The organism is Variovorax sp. EL159 (assembly GCF_900100965.1).
Lineage (GTDB): Bacteria > Pseudomonadota > Gammaproteobacteria > Burkholderiales > Burkholderiaceae_C > Variovorax.
Window position 1 is genome coordinate 340,857 of the sequence record NZ_FMUJ01000007.1, and the last position, 22,134, is coordinate 362,990.

A 22,134-nucleotide genomic window follows, 5' to 3' on the forward strand; every position below is an offset into this window, starting at 1 on the left:
ATTCGCGTGCGGCTAGCGCACCAACCGGGTCGCTGCCGATACCCAGAGCATCACCAGCACCCCGTTGCTCACGGCGAACAACACCAGCCGCTGGACGACGTGGTTGTAGGTCAGGTGCACCACGCTGTGCAGCACGCGCAGGGCCACGTACGCCCAGGCCAGCCAGATCACCGTGGGCGACGGCATGGCCGCCACGTAGAACAGCAGGCACACCACATAGAACAGGACCGGCAGCTCCAGCAGGTTCATGTAGTTGCGGTTCGGCACGCGCACCGCATCGGGCACGGCCGGCGATTCGCCCAGGCGGAAATCGGCGGCCCGCACCTCGCGCCGATTCACCGCGCGGATGCGGACGATGGGAATCAGCAGCAGGACGAAGCCCGTCCATGCGGCCAGGGCGAACACGGGGTAGAGGATCGAAGGGTCGTGCATGAAGAAGGCTCCACGTTGTCGTTCGATGAATGGATGGATGGACGGAAGACGGAACGGCCGATGCGCCCGCCGCGAGCCTACGCCGGCCCGGGCGCCTCGGGCAGCGTGATGCGCTGCCCCGCCGGCGACCCCGCCAGACTCTGCGCCGGCCGCCTCAGCGTCGCGTCGAAGGGGTTGATCTTCGGCCCGATGGCCGCCGCCTCGCGCTTCAGCAGCTCGACCACCGTGGGCATGCGGTCGGGGTTGAGCCGGTCGGCGATGGTGCCCACGCTCAGCGCGGCCACGGCGCGCCCTTCACGGTCGAGGATCGGCACCGCCACGCCGGCCATGCCTTCGAGCAGGCCGGTGTTGCGCCCCGCATAGCCCTGCTGCCGCACGCGTTCGATCTCGGTGCGCAAATAGACCTCGTCGTACACGCCGTACTCGCGCACGCGCGACAGGTTGAAGCGGATCACCTCCTCGCGCTCGGCTTCGGGCAGAAAGGCCAGGATCGCCAGCGCGCCCTGCCCCACGCCCAGCGCGATGCGCCCGCCGATGTCGCCCGTGAAGGAGCGGATCGGGAACGGCCCTTCGCTGCGGTCCAGGCACACCGCGTCGAAACCGCTGCGCGCCAACAGGAAGATGCTGTCGCCCAGGCTCGCGCACAGCCGCAGCAGCACCGGCCGGCAGATCGAGCGCAGGTCGCCGGGGTTGCCCGCGCTGGCGGCGAGCGCGAAGAAGTCGATGCTGAGCCGGTAGAGCTTGCTGCGTTCGTCCTGCTCGACCATGCCTTCGGCCATGAGCGATTGCAGCAAACGGTGCGTGGTGGCCTGCGTGAGGCCCACGGACCGTGCGATCTGGGTCACGCGGCCGCCTTCGGCCTGCACCGCGCCGAGCGCGCGGATCACCGAGAAGACGCGGGGCACGCCGCCGCTGGCCGCCGTTGGGGTTTCCATACCTTCCTCCTGTGGAATTTCTTGGACTGCGTTTGGCCATCATATTTCATTGAACGGAATAAATCGGATAAAGATTCTGTTTAATGGAATACCCGAGGCGATCTGGCGCAATCGTTGCAATAGAGTGAATTGAAAGCAGCAAGTCGTCCATGGCATGCACCAAGGTGTCGCACGCCATCTATTCGCACCGCAGAAAGGCTCTTCCATGTCATTCCTCCGGCTCACCGACGTGACCAAGTTCTATGGCGCCACTCGCGCGGTGTCGGCCATGAACCTCACGGTGGAAAAGGGCGAGTTCGTCTCGCTGCTCGGCCCTTCGGGCTGCGGCAAGACCACGACGCTGCAGATGATTGCGGGCTTCGAGGCGGTGAGCAGCGGGCGCATCGAACTGGCGGGCAAGGACATCACGCACGCCAAGGCCAATACGCGCGGGCTGGGCATCGTGTTCCAGACCTACGCCCTGTTCCCGCACATGACGGTGGCCGACAACGTGAGCTTCGGCCTGGAGATGCGCAAGATGCCCAAGGCCGAGCGCGCCGACCGCGTGAAGCAGGCGCTGGCGCTGGTGCACCTGGAAGCGCACGCCACGCGCTACCCACGCGAGCTCTCGGGCGGCCAGCGGCAACGCGTGGCGCTGGCCCGCGCGCTGGTGATCGAGCCGCCGGTGCTGCTGCTGGACGAGCCGCTGTCCAACCTCGACGCCAAGCTGCGCGAAGAGATGCAGTTCGAGCTGCGCCAGATCCAGCGCAAGGTCGGCACCACCACGGTGATGGTCACGCACGACCAGAGCGAGGCCATGTCCATCAGCGACCGCGTGGTGGTGATGGAAGGCGGATGCGCCACGCAGATCGACCATCCGCAGCGGGTGTACGAGCACCCGAGCACGCGCTTCATCTCGACCTTCGTGGGCAAGGCCAACCTGCTGAACTGCCGCGTGTCGAACAGCGGCGCCACGCGCACCTGCGTCGAGGTCGGCGCGCTCTCGCTCGACGTGGACGACACGGGCTTCCGCGTCGACGCATCGGCGCTGCTGAGCGTGCGCCCCGAGAAGCTGCAGCTCGTGGCGCCGGGCCGGGGCCGCATCGACGGCGAGGTGCAGGAGCGCTTCTTTCTCGGCAGCCAGTGGCTCTACCGCATCGCCACGCCGGTTGGAGACCTCACGGTGCTGAGCCCCAACGACGGCCGCGACGCGCTCGACGAAGGCGCCCGCACCGGCATCGACTGGCCCGCCCACTGCATGCGGCTGCTGCCCGCCGACGAGGCCGTGGCGGCATGAGCAGCGTGCAGAACAAGGCCACGCCGTGGTGGTTGTCGGGGCCGGCGCTGCTGCTGTTCACTGCGCTGCTGCTGGTGCCGCTGGCGCTCACGGCCGTGCTGTCGTTCAACGTGTACGACCCGGCCACCGGGCCGAAGGCCGGCGAGTTCACGCTCGCGCACTACGCGCTGGTGTTCTCGGACTCTTATTACCTCGGCATCTTCTGGCGCACCTTCTGGGTCTCCGGCCTTGTCACGCTGATCTGCGTCGTGATCGGCGCGCCCGAGGCCTATGTGCTCAGCCGCATGCGCAACCCGTGGCGCTCGGTGCTGCTGCTGGTGGTGTTGGCGCCGCTGCTGGTGTCGGTGGTGGTGCGCGCCTTCGGCTGGAGCATGCTGCTTGGCCCCGAAGGCGCGGTGAACGGGCTGCTGGGCCTGCTCGGCATCGGGCCGGTGAAGATCCTCTACACCAACGCGGCCGTGGTCATCGCGCTGGTGCATGTGATGCTGCCCTTCATGGTGATCCCGGTGTGGACCTCGCTGCAGAAGCTGGACCCCGGTGTCGAGAACGCGGCGCTCTCGCTCAACGCCACGCCCTTCACCACGCTGCGGCGCATCGTGTTGCCGCAGGTGATGCCGGGCATTCTCTCGGGCAGCCTGATCGTGTTCGGCCTGGCGGCGAGTTCGTTCGCCATTCCAGGCCTGCTGGGTGGGCGCCGCCTGAAGATGGTCGCGACCATCGTCTACGACGAATACCTGAGCGAGCTGAACTGGCCACTCGGTGCCGCTGTTGCACTCGTCTTGCTGGTGGCCAACCTCGTGGTGATGCTCAGCTACAACCGCCTCGTCGAAGGCCGCTACAAGAAAGCGCTGGGCTGACATGACCCCCACGCTCAATCACTGCGTGTATTCGCTGCCCCCCAAGGGGGCGCAGGCCTCCCTTGGGGCGGCCCGGCGGGAGGCCCGATGAACAAGAACGGCCCCATCGCCCTCACCTTCAACGCGCTGGTCATCGTCTTCATGCTGGCACCGCTGGTGGTGGTGTGCATCGTCGCGTTCACGCCCGAGAACACGCTGACCATTCCGACCACGCACTTCTCGCTGCGCTGGTTCAAGGCGGTGTTCGCGCACCCCGACTTCATGCAGTCGTTCTGGAACAGCCTGTGGCTCGCGCTCAGTTCGGCCACCATCGCGACGCTGCTCGCGGTGCCGGCCGGCATGGCGATCACGCGCTACGAATTTCCGGGGCGCGACTTTCTCAATGGCCTCTTCCTGTCGCCGCTGATCGTGCCGCACCTGGTGCTGGGCGTGGCGCTGCTGCGGCTGTTCGCGCTGGTCGGCGGCACGGGCAGCTTCGGCTGGCTGGTGATGGCGCATGCGCTCATCGTCACGCCCTACACGCTGCGGCTGGTGGTGGCCGCGCTGGTGGGCTTCGACCGCAGCGCCGAACAGGCCGCGCTGTCGCTGGGCGCGAGCCAGGCCACGGTTTTCCGCCGCATCACCCTGCCGATGATCCTGCCGGGCGTGACAGGCGGCTGGATGCTGGCCTTCATCAACAGTTTTGACGAAGTGACGATGTCGATCTTCGTCACCGCGCCGAGCACGGTGACGCTACCGGTGCGCATGTACATGTACGCGACCGAGTCGATCGATCCGCTGATGGCGGCGGTGTCGGCGCTGATGGTGGCGGTCACGGCTTTCGCGATGGTGCTGCTCGACCGCATCTACGGGCTGGACCGCGTGCTGGTGGGACGCAGATGAGCACGAACACATCATCGACAACCGGCGCACGCGCGTTGCTGCACCGCGTGGCCGAGCAGAACGGCCGCGAGGCCGTGGCCTTCACGCTCGACGGCGCACCCGCGCGCGCACTGGCCGGCGACACGGTGCTGACCGCCGTGCTCACGCAATCCGATCAACTGCGCCGCAATGAATTCAGCGGGCTGCCACGTGCCGGCTTCTGCATGATGGGCGCCTGCCAGGACTGCTGGATCTCGACCGACGAGGGCGAGCGGCTGCGCGCCTGCTCGACCTTCATCGCACCAGGCATGGCGCTGGTCACGGGAAAGAACGGCGCATGACGGCGACCGCAACAACGGCCAACGCATTGCAGCCCGTGATCGTCGGCGCCGGGCCGGCCGGCGTGCGCGCCGCACAGACGCTGGTGGCACATGGCCTGCGGCCCGTGGTGATCGACGAAGCCCCGCGCGCCGGCGGGCAGATCTACCGGCGTCCGCCCACGGGCTTGACGCAACGCAGCGCGCAAACGCTCTACGGCTTCGAGTCGAAGCGTGCCGATGCGCTGCACGAAGCCTTCGACGCGCTGCAGGGCCGCATCGACCATCGCCCCGACAGCCTGGTGTGGAATGCGCAAGCGCAACAACTCGACGTGCTGCACAACCCGACGCGCAGCACCCGCCGTGTGCCCTACAGCCATCTCATCGTGGCGACAGGCGCCACCGACCGCGTGCTGCCGGTGCCGGGCTGGACGCTGCCCGGCGTCTACACGCTCGGCGGTGCGCAGGTGGCACTCAAGTTCCAGGGCTGCGCCATCGGACAGCGCGTGGTGTTCATGGGCACGGGGCCCTTGCTGTACCTGGTGGCGTACCAGTACGCGAAGGCCGGCGTGAAGGTGGCGGCGGTGCTCGACACCGCGCGCCTTGCCGACCAGCTTGCCGCGACGCCCGCGATGCTGACGCAGCCCGCCGTGTTCGCCAAAGGCGTGTACTACGTGGGCTGGCTGCGCGCGCAGGGCGTGGCCTTGCACAGCGGCGTACGTCCGCTGCGCGTGCTCGGCGACGAACAGCAGAGCCGCGTCACCGGCGTGGCATGGCACGACGGCCGCGAAGAACGCACGCTGGCCTGTGACGCCGTCGGCTTCGGCTACGCGCTGCGCTCGGAGACGCAACTGGCCGACCTGCTCGGCTGCCGCTTCGACTACGCGCCGATGCACCGCGCCCATCTGCCAGTGCGCGATGCAGCGGGACGCGCCAGCGTCGAAGGCGTGTACCTCGCGGGCGATGGCGCCGGCATCATGGGCGCGGACGCGGCCGAGTGGGCCGGCGAGCGGGCCGCGCTGGCGCTGCTGGCCGACAACGGCGTGGCCATCCACACCGCGCGCGCCACCGCGCTCGAACACAAGCTCGACCGATTGACCACGTTCCGCCGCGGCCTGGAGCGCGCCTTCCCGTTGCCGCAAGACTGGGCCGCGCACGCACCCGACGATCTGGTGGTGTGCCGCTGCGAGAACGTCACGGCCGGCACGCTGCGCCAGACCGTCGCCGTCAACGGCGCGGACGAGATGAACCGGCTCAAGGCCTTGTCGCGCGTGGGCATGGGACGCTGCCAGGGCCGCATGTGCGGCGTGGCGGCGGCGGAGATCCTTGCGCATGCCGCCGACCAGCCGGTACAGCAGGTGGGTCGCTTGCGCGGACAGGCGCCGATCAAGCCGGTCCCGATCCGGCTCGTGCCCTGCACGGAGGGCGACGCATGACGACGATCCGCACCTTGCGCACCGACGTCGCCGTCATCGGCGGCGGCATCGTCGGCGCCTCTGCCGCACTGGCGCTGCGGCAGATGGGCCTCGGCGTGGCGCTGCTGGAGCGCGACCTTTGCGGTTCGCGCTCCAGTGGCGTGAACTACGGCGGCGTGCGGCGGCAGGGCCGTCCGCTGAGCCAGTTGCCGCTGGCGCAGCGCGCGCACCGCATCTGGGGCCGGCTGCCCGAGCTGCTCGGCATCGATGGCGAATACATCCGCTCGGGCCATTTCAAGATCGCGCGCAGCGAATCGGACATGGCCTCGCTGGAGCGCTACCGCGCCATGAGCAGCGACTTCGACCTGGGCCTGGAACTGATCTCCGCCGCGCGCCTGCGCGAGCAATGCCCCTGGCTCGGCACGCGCGCCGTGGGCGGCTCGCTGTGCGTGGAAGACGGGCAGGCCAACCCGCGCCTCGTGTCGCCGGCCTTCGCGCTTGCGGCGCAGCGCGCGGGCGCACAGGTCTTCGAGCGCCACAAGGTCGACGAGGTCGCGCACGACGGCGCGCTGTTCATGGTGCGCTCCGGCAATGCGCTCGAAGTGCATGCGCCCGTGCTGCTCAACTGCGCGGGCGCATGGGCCGGCGCCATCGCCGAACGGTTCGGCGAGACGCTGCCGCTGCGTTCGGGCCACCCGGTGATGGCGGTGACGGAGCCGGTGCCGCACTTCATGGACTGGAGCCTCGGCGTCGAAGGCGGCGGCATCTACTGTCGGCAGGTGGCGCGCGGCAACCTCGTGCTGGGCGGCGGCGCGGGCATTGCGCTCGATGCCGACCGCGCGCGCGTCGACCGCGACGCCATCGCCACGCTCGCGGTGCAGGCCGTCGAGCTGCTGCCCACGCTGCGCCATGCGCATTTCATCCGCACCTGGAGCGGCACCGAAGGCTACCTGCCCGACCGCGAACCGGTGCTGGGCCCGAGCCGCACCACGCCGGGCCTGTTCCACGGCTTCGGCTTCGCGGGCGCGGGCTTCCAGATCGGCCCGGCCGCCGGCGAGGTGCTTGCCGAACTGGCACGCGACGGGCGCAGCAGCACGCCCATCGACGCCTTTGCCATCGAGCGCTTCGACCCCGTTCCCGAACCTGAACCCCAACCTGCATCCACGACCGCTTCCGACGCCCGTCCCCATTGAAAGGAAAAACCATGCCTCGCCTCACCCGCTCCTGCTCCTTCTTCGCACGCCGCCCCCTGATCGCAGCCGCCGCCGCGCTCGCATGCAGCGGGGCCGCGCTCGCGCAGACAGTCCCGACGCTCTACATCGGCATGAACGGCGGCACCATGGAGAAGGCGTACACGCAGTACGTGTTCCCGGCCTTCGAGAAGGCCTACGGCGCCAAGGTGGTGGTGGTGCCCGGCACATCGTCCGACATTCTTGCGAAGGCGCAGGCCAACAAGGACAAGCCGCAGATGCACGTGATGTTCCTGGACGACGGCATCATGGTGCGCGCCATCGGCATGGGCCTGTGCCAGAAGCAGAAGCCCAGCCAGTCGCTCAGCGAGATCTATCCGGCCGCGCGCTTCAAGGACGACATGGCCAGCGGCGTGAGCCTGGGCATGACGGGCCTGGCCTACAACGCGAAGATGTTCAAGGAAAAGGGCTGGGCCGCACCCACCTCGTGGATGGACCTGGCCGATCCGAAGTTCAAGGGCAAGGTGGTGTTCCAGTCGATGTCGTCCTCGTCCTTCGGGCTGCACGGCTTCCTGATGTTCAACCGCCTGCAGGGCGGCAACGACAAGAACGTGGAGCCGGGCTTCAAGGCCTGGCCCACCACCATCGGACCGAACGTGCTGGAGTACATCCCGAGTTCGGCCAAGCTGTCGGAGATGGTGCAGACCGGCGAGGCGGCGATCTTTCCGCTGACGCCGACCATCGTGGATTCGCTCAAGTCCAAGGGCATTCCGGTCGAGTACGCGCCGCCCAAGGAAGGTGCGGTGGTGCTGGTCACGGCGCAGTGCGTGATCGCCAACAACAGCGAGCCCGAGCTGTCGCAGAAGCTCGCCGAGTTCCTGCTCAGCCCGGTGGCTCAGGCCAACGTGCTGCAGTACGGCGCGCAGATCCCGACCAACGCCAAGGCCCCGGTGACGGGTGAAAGCGCGACCCAGGTGGCGAACATCAACAAGTGGATGAAGACCGCCGTCACCATCGACTGGGAGAGCATCAACGCGAACCGGCCGGCCTGGAACGCGCGCTGGAACAAGACCATCGAGCGCTGAGCCGCTGCATCATTCCTGGCGCAAGGGCCGCAAGTTTTTCTTGCGGCCTTTTCTTTTTTTGTGATCCGATGTCGAAACCGCGCCGCGCCACGCGACATTGTCCAGGCGAGGCATGGTGCCGCGCCGTCACCAGAAGGAAGATCGTCATGGAATACATGCTGCTGCTCTTTTCGGACCCCACCGGGTTCGCGGCCCTGACCCCTGCGCAGACAAGCGAAGCCCTGGCCGCCTACGGCGCCTACGGCGAAGCCCTGCGCAAGGCCGGCGTGTTGCGCCACAGCAGCCGGCTGAGGCCGGCGAGCACGGCCACCACCGTGCGGCTGCAATCCGGCAAGACCGAAGTGCTCAACGGCCCCTTCGCCGACACGCGCGAACAGCTCGGAGGCTATTACCTGATCGACGTGTCGGACCTCGACGCGGCCCTGTCCTGGGCCGCGCGCTGCCCTGGCGCGAGCCACGGCGCGGTCGAGGTGCGGCCGCTCTGGCCCGCCACCGACTACTGAGACCCGATGACGGCCGACGACGCCCGTGCAGCGGCACGCGCGGCCGAATCGGCCGCGCGGCACAGCTACGGCAAGCTGGTCGCCTTTCTCTCGGCCCGCACGCACGACGTGGCGGGCGCCGAGGACGCACTGTCCGAAGCCTTCGCCGCCGCGCTGGCCGACTGGCCGGTGCAGGGCGTGCCTCGGGCGCCCGAGGCCTGGCTGCTGACCGTGGCGCGGCGGCGCCGGGTCGACGCGGTGCGCCAGCGGGTGCTCGACGAAGACGCGGCCGCCCACCTGCAATGGCTGGCGGAGCTGACGGCCGATGAACACGAGGGCCGGGACGATCCGTCCGGCATGCCCGATCGCCGGCTGGGCCTGCTCTTCGCCTGCGCGCATCCGGGCATCGACCGCGGCGTGCGCGCGCCGCTGATGCTGCAGGTGGTGCTCGGTTTCGATGCCGCGGCGATTGCCTCGGCCTTCCTGATCGCGCCCGCCGCCATGGGCCAGCGGCTGAGCCGTGCCAAGGCGAAGATCCGTCAGGCCGGCATCGGCTTCGAAGTGCCGCCGCGCCATCTGCTGGCCGAGCGGCTCGACGCGGTGCTCGAAGCCATCTACGCGGCCTTCGCCGAGGGCTGGTCGGACCCCGAGGGCGCCGATGCGCGCCGCCGCAATCTCGCGGAAGAGGCCATCTGGCTGGGCCGGCTGGTCGCGTCGCTGCTGCCCGACGAAGGCGAGGCGCTGGGCCTGCTGTCGCTGATGCTGCATGCGCACGCGCGCCGCGAGGCACGGCGCGATGCCTCGGGCGCCTATGTGCCGCTGGGCGAGCAGGACACGCGGCGCTGGGACACCGCGATGATCGACGAAGCCGAAGCGCTGCTGTCGCGCGCCAGCCGCTGCCAGGACGACGGCGGCCGCTATCAGCTGGAGGCAGCGGTGCAGTCCGCGCACGCGGTGCGCCGCCACACCGGTCGTGCCGACTGGGTGGCTGTCGGCCAGTTGTACGACGCGCTGTGCGCGCTCACCGGTTCGCCGGTGGCGGCGCTCAATCGGGCGGTGGCCCTGGCGCAGACCATGGGGCCCGCGGCCGGTCTGTCGGCGCTCGACGCCCTCGCCGGCGACACGCGGCTAGCGGACTACCAACCCTACTGGGCCGCGCGCGCCGACCTGCTGGCCCGCTGCGGCGACGTGCCGGGGGCGGCACAGGCCTACCAGCTGGCGATCGGCCTCGAACGCGATCCGGCCGTGCGGCAGTTTCTTCAGCGACGCGCAGCAGCAGCGGCGGCGGCCGGCGCCTGAGGCGCGGTCCTGCGCAGCAGCACCGGCAGGCACAGCAGATAAAGCGCGGCGCCGACCAGCCACACGATGCCGGGGAAGCGCGCACGGTACGCGAAGTACAGCGCGCTGATCAGCAAGGGCCCGACCACCGAGGCCAGGCTGGAGATGCTCGCGAGCACGCCTTGCAGCCGCCCCTGGTCGGCTTCGCCCACGCGCCGCGAAAGCATCGCCTGCAACGCGGGCTGACCGACGCCGCCCATGCACAGCAACGGCAGCAGCGCGAGCGCCATCCAGCCCTGTGAGGCGAACGCGATCAACGCGTAGGCCGTGCAATCAGACAGGGTGCCGACTGCGATCGCCACACGCTCGCCCCAGCGCTCGACCAGCGGGCCCGCCAGGAAGCCTTGCACCACCGCGTGGATCAGGCCGAAGCCCGCGAGCGAAAGGCCGACCGTGGTGCCGTTCCAGGCGTAGCGGTCTTCGCCGTGGATCACCCAGGTCGTGCCGGCGACCTCGCCCACCAGCACGAGCACCAGGAACACGCCGAGGATCGGCAGCAACGCGGGAAAGCCCGCTGCCCAACGCAGCGGCGCAAGCGGATGCAGCACGCTGCGGTCGAAAGGCCGTGTCGCGAGGTCGGGTGGGCGCGACTCGCGCAGCACCAGCAGGCCCACGAGGAAGGTCACGCCGTTGAGCACCGCGGCCGCGATGAAGGGCAGCCGCACGCCATGGTCGCCGAGCACACCGCCGATGGCCGGCCCGGCGATGAAGCCCAGGCCGAAGCAGGCGCCCATGCGGCCGAACCAGCGCGCGCGCTGGTCCTCGGGCGTGAGGTCGGCGATGGCGGCAGAGGCCACCGCCATGTTCGCGCCCGTCATGCCCGCGATCGCGCGGCCCACGAACAGCATCCACAGCGAGGGCGCGAAGGCCATGAAGAGCGCATCGATTGCCGCGCCCGCCACCGACACCAGCAGCACCGGCCGGCGGCCGAAGCGGTCGCTGAGCGCGCCGAGCACGGGCGCGCAGAGGAACTGCATCAGCGCATACAGCGACAGGAAGGCGCCGAAGCGCCAGCCGAGATCGCCGGTGTGGCCGACCTCGCGCAACAGGCCCGGCACGATCGGCATGACGAGGCTGATGCCGACGGCATCGAGCGTGACGATCGCCAGGATCACCGCATGCGCGTGGCGGCTGCCCGCGACTGAGGGGTTGGAAGAAATGTTGGAATTTATCATTGATAAGGAATTATCAGCGATAAATTCCAGGTTGTGAAGCACCCCACCCATCGGCCCGGAAACGGGCACGGACATCGGCATGAAACTGGACAGTGAAGTGATCCTCGAAGCAGCGCTTGCGTTGCTCGACGAGGTCGGCATGGACAAACTCAGCACCCGGCTGCTGGCCGAGCGGCTCGGCGTGCAGCAGCCCGCGCTGTACTGGCATTTCAAGAACAAGCGCGCGCTGCTCGATGCGATGAACCGCGAGCTCTTGCGGCGTGCGCACGATCGCCGGCTGCCGCTGCCCGAGGAAACGTGGGAGACCTTCCTGCGCGAGAACGCGCGCAGCTTCCGCCGCGCGCTGCTGGCACGGCGCGACGGCGCGCGCCTGCATGCCGGCTCCGAGCCCGACCCGGACGATCTCGACATGGTGGAAGCCCAGCTCGCGGCCGTGGTCCGCCTGGGTATGCCGGCAACGCAGGCCATGACGCTGCTGATCGCACTGGGCCGCTACACCGTGGGCTGCGTGCTCGAGGAACAGGCGGCGCCGCCCGATGCGGAAGTGCGGCAGCAGACGCTCGATGCCGCCGCGGCGTCGCGCCCCTTGCTGGCCGAGGCCTTCGCCAACTACCGCAAGGCCGGCCCCGATGCGATGTTCGATGTCGGCGTGGATCTCATGCTCGAAGGCGCGAAGGCGCGGCTGGTGGCCGACAAAAAGCCCAAGCCCAAATCCGGACTGGGCAAGCCGACGCCGCGCCGCTGACGCCGGCTCAGCGGCCCGCGCTGTCTTCGAGAATCCAGCCCGCCGCCTTCTCGGCCATCATCAATGTCGGGCTGTTGGTGTTGCCGCTGGTGATGGTGGGCATCGCGCCCGCATCGACCACGCGCAGGCCCTGCACGCCGCGCACGCGCAGCCTGGCGTCGAGCACCGCCATCGGGTCGTTGTCGGCGCCCATCTTCGTGGTGCCGACCGGATGGAAGATGGTGGTGGCGATGTCGCCCGCGAGCCGCGCGAGGTCTTCGTCGGTCTGGTACTGCGCGCCGGGCTTCCATTCTTCGGGCTTGTACCTGGCCAGCGCGGGCTGCGACGCGATGCGGCGCGTCACGCGCAATGAATCGGCCGCCACCTTGCGGTCTTCGTCGGTGCTCAGGTAGTTGGGCGCGATGGCGGGCGCGTCTTCGAAGCGCCTGCTCTTGATGCGCACCGTGCCCCGGCTCGTGGGGTTCAGGTTGCACACGCTCGCGGTGAAGGCCGGGAAGCTGTGCAGCGGCTCGCCGAAGGCATCGAGCGACAGCGGCTGCACGTGGTACTGCAGGTTCGGCCATTCGTGGTCGGGCGAGCTGCGCGTGAAGGCGCCGAGCTGCGAGGGCGCCATGCTCATCGGCCCGCTGCGCTTGAGCAGGTATTCGAGGCCGATCTTCGCCTTGCCGACCATCGACGACGCCAGCACGTTGAGCGTGGGCGCCCCGCTGATCTTGTAGACCGCGCGGATCTGCAGGTGGTCTTGCAGGTTGGCGCCGACGCCGGGCGCATCGAGCACCACGTCGATGCCGTGCTGGCGCAGCAGCTCGGCCGGGCCGACGCCGGAGAGCTGCAGGATCTGCGGCGAGCCGATGGCACCCGCGCTCAGGATCACTTCGCGCGTGGCGTGCGCGGTGACCATCTCGCTGCCGTTCCACACCTCGGCGCCGGTGCAGCGGCGCGTGCCGCCGGGCAGCGTCTCGAACAGCAGGCGCGACACCTGCGCGCCGGTCCACAGCTCGAAGTTGGGCCTGCCATAGCAGGTCGGCCGCAGGAAGGCCTTGGCGGTGTTCCAGCGCCAGCCGCTCTTCTGGTTGACCTGGAAGTAGCCCACGCCTTCGTTGCTGCCACGGTTGAAGTCGGTGGTGTGCGGCACGTCGGCCTGCGCGGCGGCATCGGCGAAGGCGTCGAGGATGTCCCAGCGCAGTCGCTGCTTTTCCACGCGCCACTCACCGCCCGCGCCATGCATCTCGTCGGCACCGAGATAGAAGTCTTCATGCTTCTTGAAGGCCGGCAGCACGTTCTGCCAGCGCCACGACTCGTCGCCCGTGAGCCGCGCCCACTGCTCGTAGTCGCGCGACTGGCCACGCATGTAGATCATGCCGTTGATGCTCGACGAACCGCCCAGCGTCTTGCCGCGCGGATAGCGCAGCACGCGGCCGTTCAGACCCGCATCGGGCTCGGTGGTGTAGAGCCAGTCGGTGCGCGGGTTGCCGATGCAATACAGGTAGCCCACCGGAATATGGATCCAGTGGTAGTCGTCCTTGCGGCCGGCCTCGATCAGCAGCACGCGCTTTGTCTTGTCCGCGCTGAGCCGGTTGGCCATGAGCGAACCCGCGGTGCCGGCGCCAATGATGATGAAGTCGAAGCGATCGCTGCTGCTGTTTGTTGTCATGTTTGAAAGTGGCTCGGGGCCAAAGGTTCTCACGCCGGACGAAGGTGGCCTTTTGATGATCTTGCCGCCTCGAAAAAATACTCGTACACCTCCCACCCCCGCACGCGCCGATCCATGCGCGGCGTGGACATTCCGTTCCCGCCAAACCCCTCGATCAACGAAAGGAAATTGAAAGATTCTTTTGCCGAAGGTAGCTCAAATCGTTTGAACAACCCTGGGTGCAGGAGCACGCCATTCACGAGGAAGAAAAAGAGATGAAAACAGATCTTCAATGGATTGACAGGACTTCTCTGCGAATCGTCCGACGGTCGATGCGCGTCGCCATCGTGGCGTCGGCACTGACCTGCGGATTCGGTGCCGCGATTCTTCAGGCATCGGCGCAGGCATTGCCGCCCGATCAGGCCTATGTGGACAACACGCCGTATGCATTCGGCCCCGCCGATGGATTGGCGGCGTCCGTGGTGCAGGAGAAAGCGGCCGTCGCGCATCACGTGCTGAACTACACCGCGAGCGGCAGGCGCGTCGAATACACGACGACGGCCGGGCACCTGACCGCGTCGAAGGCCCCCGGCAAGCCCGAGGCCACGATGTTCTACGTGGCCTACACGGCCAAGCCCAACGGCCCGTTCCCCCGGCCCGTCACCTTTTTCTACAACGGCGGACCCGGCTCCTCGTCGATCTGGCTGCGGCTGGGTTCGTTCGCGCCGAGCCGCGTGGCAACGCCCGACCCGCTGACCACCGGCTGGCCGAACTTCCCGCTGGTCGACAACCAGGAAAGCCTGATCGACACCACCGACATGGTGTTCATCGACCCGCCGGGCACCGGCCTGTCCGAAGCGATCCTGCCCAACACCAATCAGAGCTTCTGGGGCGTGGACCAGGACGCGGGCGTCATGCGCGACTTCATCATGCGTTACCTCGCGGTCAACCAGCGCGCCCAGAGCCCGATCTACCTCTACGGCGAGTCGTACGGCACGCCGCGCACCAACGTGCTGGCGGTCATGCTCGAACAGGCGGGCGTGCGGCTGAGCGGCATCGTCCTGCAGTCGTCCATCCTCGACTACAACGACCAGTACCCGGCGCAGACCGACCTGCAGCGCGCGACCGACTACATGGTGTCGCTGCTGCCCGGCTATGCGGAGGTCGTGACGTACTTCGGGCAGGTCACGCCGCCACCGCGCAGCGAACGAAGCTTTGCGCGCCGCATGCGCGAGTTCTCGACCCAGCGCTATGACGAGTTCACGCCCTACGGCCCCACCTTCCTCGGGTTGGCGAACCCGCCGGTGTTTCCCACCGATGCGGTGTACGCCAAGTTGTCCAGCCAGAGCCATCTCAGCGTGAATGCGCTGCAGGCCTACATGGGATCGAACCCCTACAACACCTCGTTGATTCCGAACACCACCATCGGCGGTTATGACGGACGCGTTTCGGCACCGAACAACAGCCCGATGCTGGTCGGCGATTCCGATCCTTCGGACGCACTCATCGCCAAGCCGTTCCCGGTGGTGCTGGCCCAGCAGATGCCGAACTACCTGAAGTACACGGCCGTCAATGCGACCTACGTGCCATTGAGCGACGTCGCGAACATCAACTGGGACTTCAGCCACGGCGGACTCGCATTGCCGGACACCATTCCGGATCTGCTGGCGCTGCTCACGCTGAATCCCCGCATCAAGGTGCTGTCGGCCAATGGATATCACGATCTGGTCACACCGTTCTTCATGACTGAAAAGGACTTGGGACGGCTCAAGAGCGTCCGCGGCATCCGGCCGGACATCCAGGTGACGCACTACGCGGGTGGTCACATGATTTACCTGGACGACACCTCGCGGCCCGTGATGAAACGCGACCTGGTGAACTACTACCGCGGCTGGCCCATCGAAGATGCCATGCGCTTCTCGCAGTTGCCGGCCCCGTGGTCCGACATGGCCCCGCCCGGCACGCCGTAGTGTCCTGATGGCTCCAACACATGCGATTCGACGATGAAGTCAAAGAGATGGGAACACTCATGAAAAACACACTTCTCTCCTGGATGCTGCTGGCCCTTTGCGCAGGCACGGCCCCCATGACCCTGGCCGCCGAGGCCACCACCACGCCCGCCCGGCCGGGCGGCGTGGTGGGCCACGGCGTGGAAGGCCCCTTCTTCCCCGCCACGCGGCCCGCGGTCCGGCCGGTGGCATCGACCGGCGATGCGCTGCAGGCCCAGGCCGAGAGCCGCCTGAAGGCGACCTTCGATGCGGCCGATACCGGCAAGACGGGCGCCGTGACCAAGGCGCAGGCCCAACAGAGCGGCCTGGGCTACGTTGCCAACAACTTCGAGAAGATCGACGCCCACAAGACCGGCAAGGTGACCTTCGACGACGTGAAGCAGTACCTGCAGTCACAGCCACAGCCACAGCCACAGCCACAGCCACCACAGTAGCGCCCGTTGCAAGGAGCGGCGGCGTGCGTTACTTGGCCGTCGGCATCACGAACTCCGCCCCCTTGCCGATGCTCTCGGGCCAGCGCTGCATGACCGACTTCTGCTTGGTGTAGAAGCGCACGCCCTCTTCGCCGTAGGCGTGCATGTCGCCGAACAGGCTCTTCTTCCAGCCGCCGAAGCCGTGCCAGGCCATCGGCACCGGGATCGGCACGTTGATTCCGACCATGCCGACCTGGATGCGGCGGCTGAATTCGCGCGCCACGTTGCCGTCGCGGGTGAAGCAGCTCACGCCGTTGCCGAACTCGTGCGCGTTGACGAGGTCAATCGCGTCCTTGAAGTTGGCCACGCGCACGCAGCCGAGCACCGGGCCGAAGATTTCTTCCTTGTAGATGCGCATCTCGGGCGTGACGTGGTCGAACAGCGTGCCGCCCATCCAGAAGCCGTCGCCGCAACCGTCGCCCGCCACCTTGCCGTCGAACTGGCGGCCGTCGACCAGCAGCTTCGCGCCTTCCTTCTCGCCCTGCGCGATGTAGCCGGTGATGCGCTCGTGCGCGGCGCGCGTGACGATCGGGCCCATCTCGGCCGCGAGGTTGGTGCCGTTGAGCACCTTGAGCGTCTTGGCGCGCTCGACGAGCTTGGGCACGATCTTGTCGGCCACGTCGCCCACCAGCACCGCGACGCTGATCGCCATGCAGCGCTCGCCGGCCGAGCCGTAGCCGGCGCCGATGAGCGCATCGACGGTCTGGTCGATGTCGGCGTCGGGCATGACCACCATGTGGTTCTTGGCGCCGCCCAGCGCCTGCACGCGCTTGCCGTGGCGTGCGCCGGTTTCGTAGATGTAGTTGGCGATGGGCGTGGAGCCGACGAAGCTGATGGCCTTGACGTCGGGGTGCTCCAGCAGCGCATCGACCGCGACCTTGTCGCCCTGCACCACGTTGAACACGCCGTCGGGCAGGCCGGCTTCCTTCAGCAGCTCGGCCATGCGCAGCGAGGCGCTCGGGTCGGTCGGGCTGGGCTTGAGCACGAAGGTGTTGCCCGCGGCGATGGCCACCGGGAACATCCACATCGGCACCATCACCGGGAAGTTGAAAGGCGTGATGCCGGCGACCACGCCCAGCGGCTGGCGCAGCGTCCAGTTGTCGATGCCGGTGCTGACCTGGTCGGTGAAGTCGCCCTTGAGCAGTTGCGGAATGCCGCAGGCGAACTCGACGATGTCGATGCCGCGAGAGACCTCGCCCTGCGCGTCGGTGAAGACCTTGCCGTGCTCGGCGGTGATGAGATGGGCCAGCTCGTCCTTGTGCTCGTTGAGCAGCTGCAAGAACTTGAACATCACGCGGGCGCGGCGGATCGGCGGCGTGTCGGCCCAGGCCGGAAAGGCGGCCTGCGCGGCCGCCACGGCGGCCGAGACCTGCGCGGCATCGGCCAGGCCCACCTTGCCGGTGACGGCACCGGTGGCGGGGTTGGTCACGTCCTGCGTGCGGCCGGAGGTGTTGGCGGCCGGCTTGCCGGCGATGTAGTGGTCGAGGTGAACGGTGGACATGGGTCGGGGCTTTCGCGTGAAAGAAGAAGGGGGCGTTGCGGCAGTTTAGGCAGCGACCGCCGACGCGCATAGCCACGAGACTTGAACTTATTGTTCAAAATAGCGAACAATGGATGCATGAAACCTCAAAATATCGAGTCGCTGTGGACGCACCTGCACTGGCTCACGGTGCTGGCGCAGCAGGGCAGCTTCACGGCCGCCGCGCTGCGCCTGGGCGTGAGCAAGGCGGCCATGAGCCAGCGCATCGCCGAGCTGGAGCGCGCGGCCGGCGCGCCATTGGTGCAGCGCACAACGCGCAGCGTGCGGCTGACCGAAGCCGGGCAACGGCTGGTGGAAGACATGCGCACGCCCTTCGAGCAGATCGCCCACAGCTTTGCCGGCGTGCGCGACCTGGCGGGCGTGCCGCGCGGGCTGGTGCGTGTCACCGCACCGGTGGCCTTTGCGCGCCAGCAGCTGGTGCCGCGGCTGGCCGACTTCCTGCGCGCGCAGCCCGAGGTGCGGATCGAGCTCGACCTGTCGGACCGGCTCAGTTCGCTCGCCATGGAAGGCTTCGACCTCGCGATCCGGCACACGGCCTCGCCGCCCGACACGCACGTCGCCTGGACGCTGTGCGACACGCGCTCGGTGCTGGTGGCCAGCCGCGCCTACCTGCGCCGGCGCGGCACGCCGCGCGAACCGACGGCGCTGGCCGGGCACGACTGCCTGCATTACCCGCGCGCGCAGGACACGCCGACCTGGCATTTCGAGGCGCGCACGGCCTCACAGAAATCGAAGGCGCCGCGCCTCACGGTGCCGGTGTCGGGGCCGCTGGTCGCCAACAACAGCGAGGCGTTGCGCGATGCTGCGCTGACCGGCCTGGGCATCGCGCTGGTGCCCGACTTCAGCGCGCAGTCGGCGCTGCAGTCGGGCAAGCTGGTAGAGGTGCTGCCGCAATGGCGCTCGGTGGGCGCCTTCGGTGAACGGCTCTATGCGATTCGCCCCTATGCGACGCACGTGCCGCAGGCGGTGAGCGCCTTCGTCGCGTGGCTGCGGGAGGTGCTGGCCGGCGGTTTTGCGGCCTGAACAGCCGCACAAACAGCCAGCCCCCAAACGCCGAAGAGATCAGACCTTCTCGGCCTGTCCGCTGCGCAGCGAGCGCGTGATGGCCAGCCCGATGCGCGTGGCCTCCGTCGCGTCGGACAGCGTGAGCCCCAGCGCGGCCTCGCCACGGCAGGCCGCGACGAAGGCGTTCATCTCGTGCAGGAAGGCATCGCCGAAGCGCTCGAAGAAATCGCCGGTGGACGCGAAGCGCACGCCCGCGCTGTCGCTCGTCACGATCCGGTCGCGCGCCGCGTCGTGGCCGACCAGCAGCTTGCCGGCGGTGCCGATGACTTCGGTCTGCGTCTCGTGGCCGTGCGCGAAGGTGCGCGAGGCATAGAACACCGCGCGGCCACCGCCCTCGAAGTCGACCAGCGCCAGCCCGTTGTCGACGTCGCCGTGCGGCGCAAGGCCCGGGTGCATGGCGATGGTGCCGGTGGCGAAGACGCGCTCCGCGCGCGGGTTGCCGAGCATCCAGCGCGCCAGGTCGATGTCGTGCACGCTGCAGTCCATGAAGATGCCGCCGGACTGCGGCGCGTACTGCACGAAGAAGCCCGAGGGGTCGTTCATGTCGCAGGTCTGCGAGCGCACGAGAAAGGGCCGCCCGATGTCGCCGCGCCCCACGCCTTCATGGGCACGGCGGTAGCTCGGGTCGAAGCGGCGCACAAAGCCCACCATCGCGACGCGGTCCGGATGCCGTGACGCGACGGCCTCCACGCGCTCGCAGTCGGCGAGGTCGAGCGCCAGCGGCTTTTCGACGAAGACATGCTTGCCGGCTTCGAGCGCCGCAATGGTTTGCGCCGCGTGCATGGCGGTCGGCGTGACGAGCACCACGGCGTCGATGTCGGGCGCGTGGATGAAGCGGTCGAAATCGGTGGTCAGTTGCTCGACGCCGAGTTCGCTGCGCGCGGCATCGAGCTCGGCCTGCACCGGGCTGCAGGCCCAGACGAGGCGCGCATCGCGGATGCGGTGGGCGATGTTCTCGGCATGGCGCCAGCCCAGTCGGCCGAGGCCGGCGATGCCGATGCGCAGAGGAGGTTTGCGGGTGGTGGTGTTGGTCATGGCGATGCTCATTCGGAAAAGGTGACGGGCTGTCCGGTCTCGAACGAGAGTGCCGCCGCGTCGGCCAGCTTCTGTGCCGCCACGCCGTCATGAACCGAGCAGCGGAAGCTGCCGCCCGACTGCAGTTGCTCGAAGAAGTGCGCCATCTCCAATTGGTAGGCCGCGCGGTAGCGCTCGAGGAAGAAGGGCTCCGGGTTGTCGGTGCGCACGCCGCTCGCGTCCATCTGCGTGACTTCGTGCGGCCGGTGGTTGCCGGCGGCCAGCAGGCCCTTGGCACCCAGCACCTCGAAGCGCTGGTCGTAGCCGTAGGCGGCGCGCCGCGAGGCGTTGATCTGGCACAGCCGGCCGGCCCGGGTGCGGATGCTGACCACCGCGCTGTCGATGTCGCCGACGGCGCCGATAGCCGGATCGACCAGGCAGGCGCCGGTGGCGCTGAGCCATACGGCTTCGTCGGGGCCGGCACTGCCGTCGCCTTGGCCGAGGATCCAGCGGAACACGTCGAAATCGTGGATCAGCATGTCGCGAAAGATGCCGCCCGATTGCCGCAGGTATTCGGCGGGCGGTGCGCCCGGGTCGCGGCTGGTGATGACCAGCATCTCGGGCGAGCCGATGTCGCCGCGCTCGATGCGCGACTTGACCTCGTTGAAGGTCGGATCGAAGCGGCGCTGGAAGCCGATCATGCAGGCCACGCCCGCGGCACGCACCGCCGCCGCGCAAGCCTCGGCGCGCGGCACCGACAAGTCCACAGGCTTCTCGCAGAAGATGTGCTTGCCCGCCTGCGCGGCGCGCAGGATCAGGTCGCTGTGCGTGGTGGTGGGCGAGGTGACGACGACCACGTCGATGGCCGGATCGGCCAGCGCCGCCTCGATGGAGCTGGCCTCGGCCCCCAGGCGATGGGCCAGCGACGACGCGCTCTCGCCCACCGGATCGCTGATGTAGCGCAAGCGCACGCCCGGCAGTGCCGCGAGGTTGGTTGCATGGATGCGGCCGATGCGGCCGGCGCCAAAGACGGCTACCTGTTTCATGAGTCGGTGAAGTTCGCTGGAAAGCGGGTTGGGGGAAGAAAAAACGGCCGGGCGCCTCCCGCGCAAGGCCATGGCGATTCTGCGAAACCCCCTCCCGATTTGGAACAGGGTTTTCACTTATCTATTTATTTAGAAATTTCTTTGCAATTTTGATTCTTCATTTCTAGAATTTGCGTGACCGTCACACAGACGGGCCGGCCGGCGACAAACCACGCAAAAAAGCACGGCTTGCCCCAGGCAAAACCGCTCAACGCCACAGGAGACATAGAAATGAAGAACGCAACACGGCCTCTTCGCAGGGTGCTGTTCGCAGCGGCCATCGCCGCCACCCTGGCCCTACCGGCTTCGCCGGCGCTGGCCGACAACGAGCCCGTCGCGGTGCTCTTCCACAACATGGCCGAACCCTTCTTCGTGTTCATGAACCGCGAGCTGCTGGACGAGGCCCGCAAGCTCAAGGTCAAGGTGAACGTGGTCGACGGCCAGGCGAGTTCGCCCAAGCAAAGCGCCGATGTGTCCAACGCGTTGACCCAGGGCGTGAGCGGCATCGTCATCGCGCCGACCGACGCCAAGGCGATGGTGCCGGCCATCAACGAGATCCTTTCCGAGAACATCCCCGTCGTCACCGTCGACCGGCGCGTGGACGGCGCGAAGAAGCCCATTCCGCATGTCGGCGCCGACAACGTGGCGGGCGGCCGGAAGATGGCGCAGTGGGTGGTGCAGAACTTTCCCGAGGGCGCGCGCATCGTCTTCCTGACGGGCCAGCCCGGCAGCAGCTCGGCCATCGACCGCGCGAAGGGCATCCACGAAGCGCTGGCCGCCGCCGGGCCCAAGTACAAGATCGTCGCGGAGCAGACCGCCAACTGGGCGCGCGACCAGGGGCTGACTGTCACGCAGAACATCCTGACCTCGCTGACCGGCAACCCGCCGCAGGTGATCATTTCCGCCAACGACGACATGGCGCTCGGCGCCGTCGAGGCGATCCAGTCGGCCGGCCTCGGCAAGCAGGGCATCAAGGTGCTGGGCTACGACGCCTCGCCCGACGCGCTGAAGAAGGTGCGCGACGGCGAGATGGCCGCCACGGTGGAGCAAAGCCCCGGCCGGCAGATCCGCACCGCGCTGCAGGTGCTGGTGGCCAACATTCGCAACAAGACGGAGATCAAGACCGTCGCCATCGAGCCGATCCTGATCACGCGCACCAACATCGCCGAGGCCGCGCGCGCCGGCGAGCTCAAGTAAGGCACCGGCC

General features: G+C 68.3%; 21 protein-coding genes. 14 read left to right on the plus strand and 7 right to left on the minus strand.

The features are described 5' to 3' along the window. Positions 1 to 12: 12 nt before the first annotated feature. Entirely contained in the window at positions 13 to 432 is a 420-nt protein-coding gene (locus BLQ28_RS27345; protein ID WP_093246459.1) for an MAPEG family protein, read from the minus strand. Positions 433 to 509: 77 nt separating this feature from the next. Next, the gene (locus BLQ28_RS27350; RefSeq protein WP_093246460.1) at positions 510 to 1,367 is read right to left on the minus strand and encodes an IclR family transcriptional regulator; all 858 of its coding nucleotides are present in this window, start codon (positions 1,365 to 1,367) and stop codon (positions 510 to 512) included. 205 nt (positions 1,368 to 1,572) lie between these two features. Between BLQ28_RS27350 and BLQ28_RS27355 the strand changes: the two genes are divergently transcribed. The 9 genes from BLQ28_RS27355 to BLQ28_RS27395 all read left to right on the plus strand — a co-directional run bounded on the left by BLQ28_RS27355 (position 1,573) and on the right by BLQ28_RS27395 (position 10,149). Then, positions 1,573 to 2,643, plus strand: a complete 1,071-nt coding sequence (locus BLQ28_RS27355) for an ABC transporter ATP-binding protein (RefSeq protein WP_093246461.1) — start codon at positions 1,573 to 1,575, stop codon at positions 2,641 to 2,643. After that, positions 2,640 to 3,500 carry an ABC transporter permease gene (locus BLQ28_RS27360; RefSeq protein WP_093246462.1) on the plus strand — a complete coding sequence of 287 codons (861 nt, stop codon included), beginning with the start codon at positions 2,640 to 2,642 and terminating at the stop codon, positions 3,498 to 3,500. The genes BLQ28_RS27355 and BLQ28_RS27360 overlap by 4 nt, the downstream gene beginning before the upstream one ends. A gap of 87 nt (positions 3,501 to 3,587) precedes the next feature. Further along, positions 3,588 to 4,382: an ABC transporter permease gene (locus tag BLQ28_RS27365; protein ID WP_093246463.1), complete on the plus strand. Its 795-nt coding sequence runs from the start codon at positions 3,588 to 3,590 to the stop codon at positions 4,380 to 4,382. Further along, positions 4,379 to 4,702, plus strand: a complete 324-nt coding sequence (locus tag BLQ28_RS27370; protein WP_093246464.1) for a (2Fe-2S)-binding protein — start codon at positions 4,379 to 4,381, stop codon at positions 4,700 to 4,702. Before BLQ28_RS27365 ends, BLQ28_RS27370 begins: the two co-directional genes overlap by 4 nt. After that, the gene (locus BLQ28_RS27375; RefSeq protein ID WP_093246465.1) at positions 4,699 to 6,114 is read left to right on the plus strand and encodes an FAD/NAD(P)-dependent oxidoreductase; all 1,416 of its coding nucleotides are present in this window, start codon (positions 4,699 to 4,701) and stop codon (positions 6,112 to 6,114) included. Before BLQ28_RS27370 ends, BLQ28_RS27375 begins: the two co-directional genes overlap by 4 nt. Beyond that, positions 6,111 to 7,286, plus strand: coding sequence for an NAD(P)/FAD-dependent oxidoreductase (locus BLQ28_RS27380; protein ID WP_093246466.1), 1,176 nt, complete (start codon positions 6,111 to 6,113; stop codon positions 7,284 to 7,286). The genes BLQ28_RS27375 and BLQ28_RS27380 overlap by 4 nt, the downstream gene beginning before the upstream one ends. Before the next feature lie 11 nt (positions 7,287 to 7,297). Beyond that, positions 7,298 to 8,368, plus strand: coding sequence for an ABC transporter substrate-binding protein (locus BLQ28_RS27385; RefSeq protein WP_093246467.1), 1,071 nt, complete (start codon positions 7,298 to 7,300; stop codon positions 8,366 to 8,368). A 146-nt stretch (positions 8,369 to 8,514) separates the two neighbouring features. Then, positions 8,515 to 8,871, plus strand: a complete 357-nt coding sequence (locus tag BLQ28_RS27390; protein WP_093246468.1) for a YciI family protein — start codon at positions 8,515 to 8,517, stop codon at positions 8,869 to 8,871. A 6-nt stretch (positions 8,872 to 8,877) separates the two neighbouring features. After that, positions 8,878 to 10,149: an RNA polymerase sigma factor gene (locus BLQ28_RS27395; protein ID WP_093246469.1), complete on the plus strand. Its 1,272-nt coding sequence runs from the start codon at positions 8,878 to 8,880 to the stop codon at positions 10,147 to 10,149. On the opposite strand, the gene tet is transcribed toward BLQ28_RS27395, so the two are convergent. Continuing rightward, a complete protein-coding gene (tet, locus tag BLQ28_RS27400) occupies positions 10,110 to 11,363 on the minus strand; it encodes a Tet(A)/Tet(B)/Tet(C) family tetracycline efflux MFS transporter (protein WP_093246470.1) in 1,254 nt (417 codons plus the stop codon). The two genes, BLQ28_RS27395 and tet, sit on opposite strands and share 40 nt — an antisense overlap. 79 nt (positions 11,364 to 11,442) lie before the next feature. On the opposite strand from tet, the gene tetR reads away from it, so the two are divergent. Beyond that, positions 11,443 to 12,108 (plus strand): tetracycline resistance transcriptional repressor TetR, encoded by a 666-nt coding sequence (gene tetR / locus BLQ28_RS27405; RefSeq protein ID WP_093246471.1) that lies wholly within the window; start codon positions 11,443 to 11,445, stop codon positions 12,106 to 12,108. Between the two features lie 7 nt (positions 12,109 to 12,115). Here the strand turns inward: tetR and BLQ28_RS27410 are convergent, their stop codons facing one another. After that, positions 12,116 to 13,762, minus strand: coding sequence for a GMC family oxidoreductase (locus BLQ28_RS27410; protein WP_093246472.1), 1,647 nt, complete (start codon positions 13,760 to 13,762; stop codon positions 12,116 to 12,118). Positions 13,763 to 14,073: 311 nt separating this feature from the next. Between BLQ28_RS27410 and BLQ28_RS27415 the strand changes: the two genes are divergently transcribed. Further along, positions 14,074 to 15,711 (plus strand): S10 family serine carboxypeptidase-like protein, encoded by a 1,638-nt coding sequence (locus tag BLQ28_RS27415; protein WP_256327479.1) that lies wholly within the window; start codon positions 14,074 to 14,076, stop codon positions 15,709 to 15,711. Between the two features lie 59 nt (positions 15,712 to 15,770). After that, the gene (locus BLQ28_RS27420; RefSeq protein WP_143012583.1) at positions 15,771 to 16,184 is read left to right on the plus strand and encodes an EF-hand domain-containing protein; all 414 of its coding nucleotides are present in this window, start codon (positions 15,771 to 15,773) and stop codon (positions 16,182 to 16,184) included. Between the two features lie 28 nt (positions 16,185 to 16,212). Here the strand turns inward: BLQ28_RS27420 and BLQ28_RS27425 are convergent, their stop codons facing one another. Further along, a complete protein-coding gene (locus BLQ28_RS27425; RefSeq protein WP_093246475.1) occupies positions 16,213 to 17,724 on the minus strand; it encodes a CoA-acylating methylmalonate-semialdehyde dehydrogenase in 1,512 nt (503 codons plus the stop codon). A gap of 117 nt (positions 17,725 to 17,841) precedes the next feature. On the opposite strand from BLQ28_RS27425, the gene BLQ28_RS27430 reads away from it, so the two are divergent. Further along, positions 17,842 to 18,786: a LysR family transcriptional regulator gene (locus BLQ28_RS27430; protein WP_093246476.1), complete on the plus strand. Its 945-nt coding sequence runs from the start codon at positions 17,842 to 17,844 to the stop codon at positions 18,784 to 18,786. Between the two features lie 39 nt (positions 18,787 to 18,825). On the opposite strand, the gene BLQ28_RS27435 is transcribed toward BLQ28_RS27430, so the two are convergent. Then, positions 18,826 to 19,863, minus strand: a complete 1,038-nt coding sequence (locus BLQ28_RS27435; RefSeq protein ID WP_093246477.1) for a Gfo/Idh/MocA family oxidoreductase — start codon at positions 19,861 to 19,863, stop codon at positions 18,826 to 18,828. Positions 19,864 to 19,871: 8 nt separating this feature from the next. Beyond that, the gene (gene iolG / locus BLQ28_RS27440) at positions 19,872 to 20,888 is read right to left on the minus strand and encodes an inositol 2-dehydrogenase (protein ID WP_093246478.1); all 1,017 of its coding nucleotides are present in this window, start codon (positions 20,886 to 20,888) and stop codon (positions 19,872 to 19,874) included. A gap of 270 nt (positions 20,889 to 21,158) precedes the next feature. Here iolG and BLQ28_RS27445 point away from each other — a divergent pair, with 270 nt between their 5' ends. Continuing rightward, positions 21,159 to 22,124 (plus strand): sugar ABC transporter substrate-binding protein, encoded by a 966-nt coding sequence (locus BLQ28_RS27445; RefSeq protein ID WP_093246479.1) that lies wholly within the window; start codon positions 21,159 to 21,161, stop codon positions 22,122 to 22,124. The last annotated feature ends 10 nt before the right edge of the window (positions 22,125 to 22,134 follow it).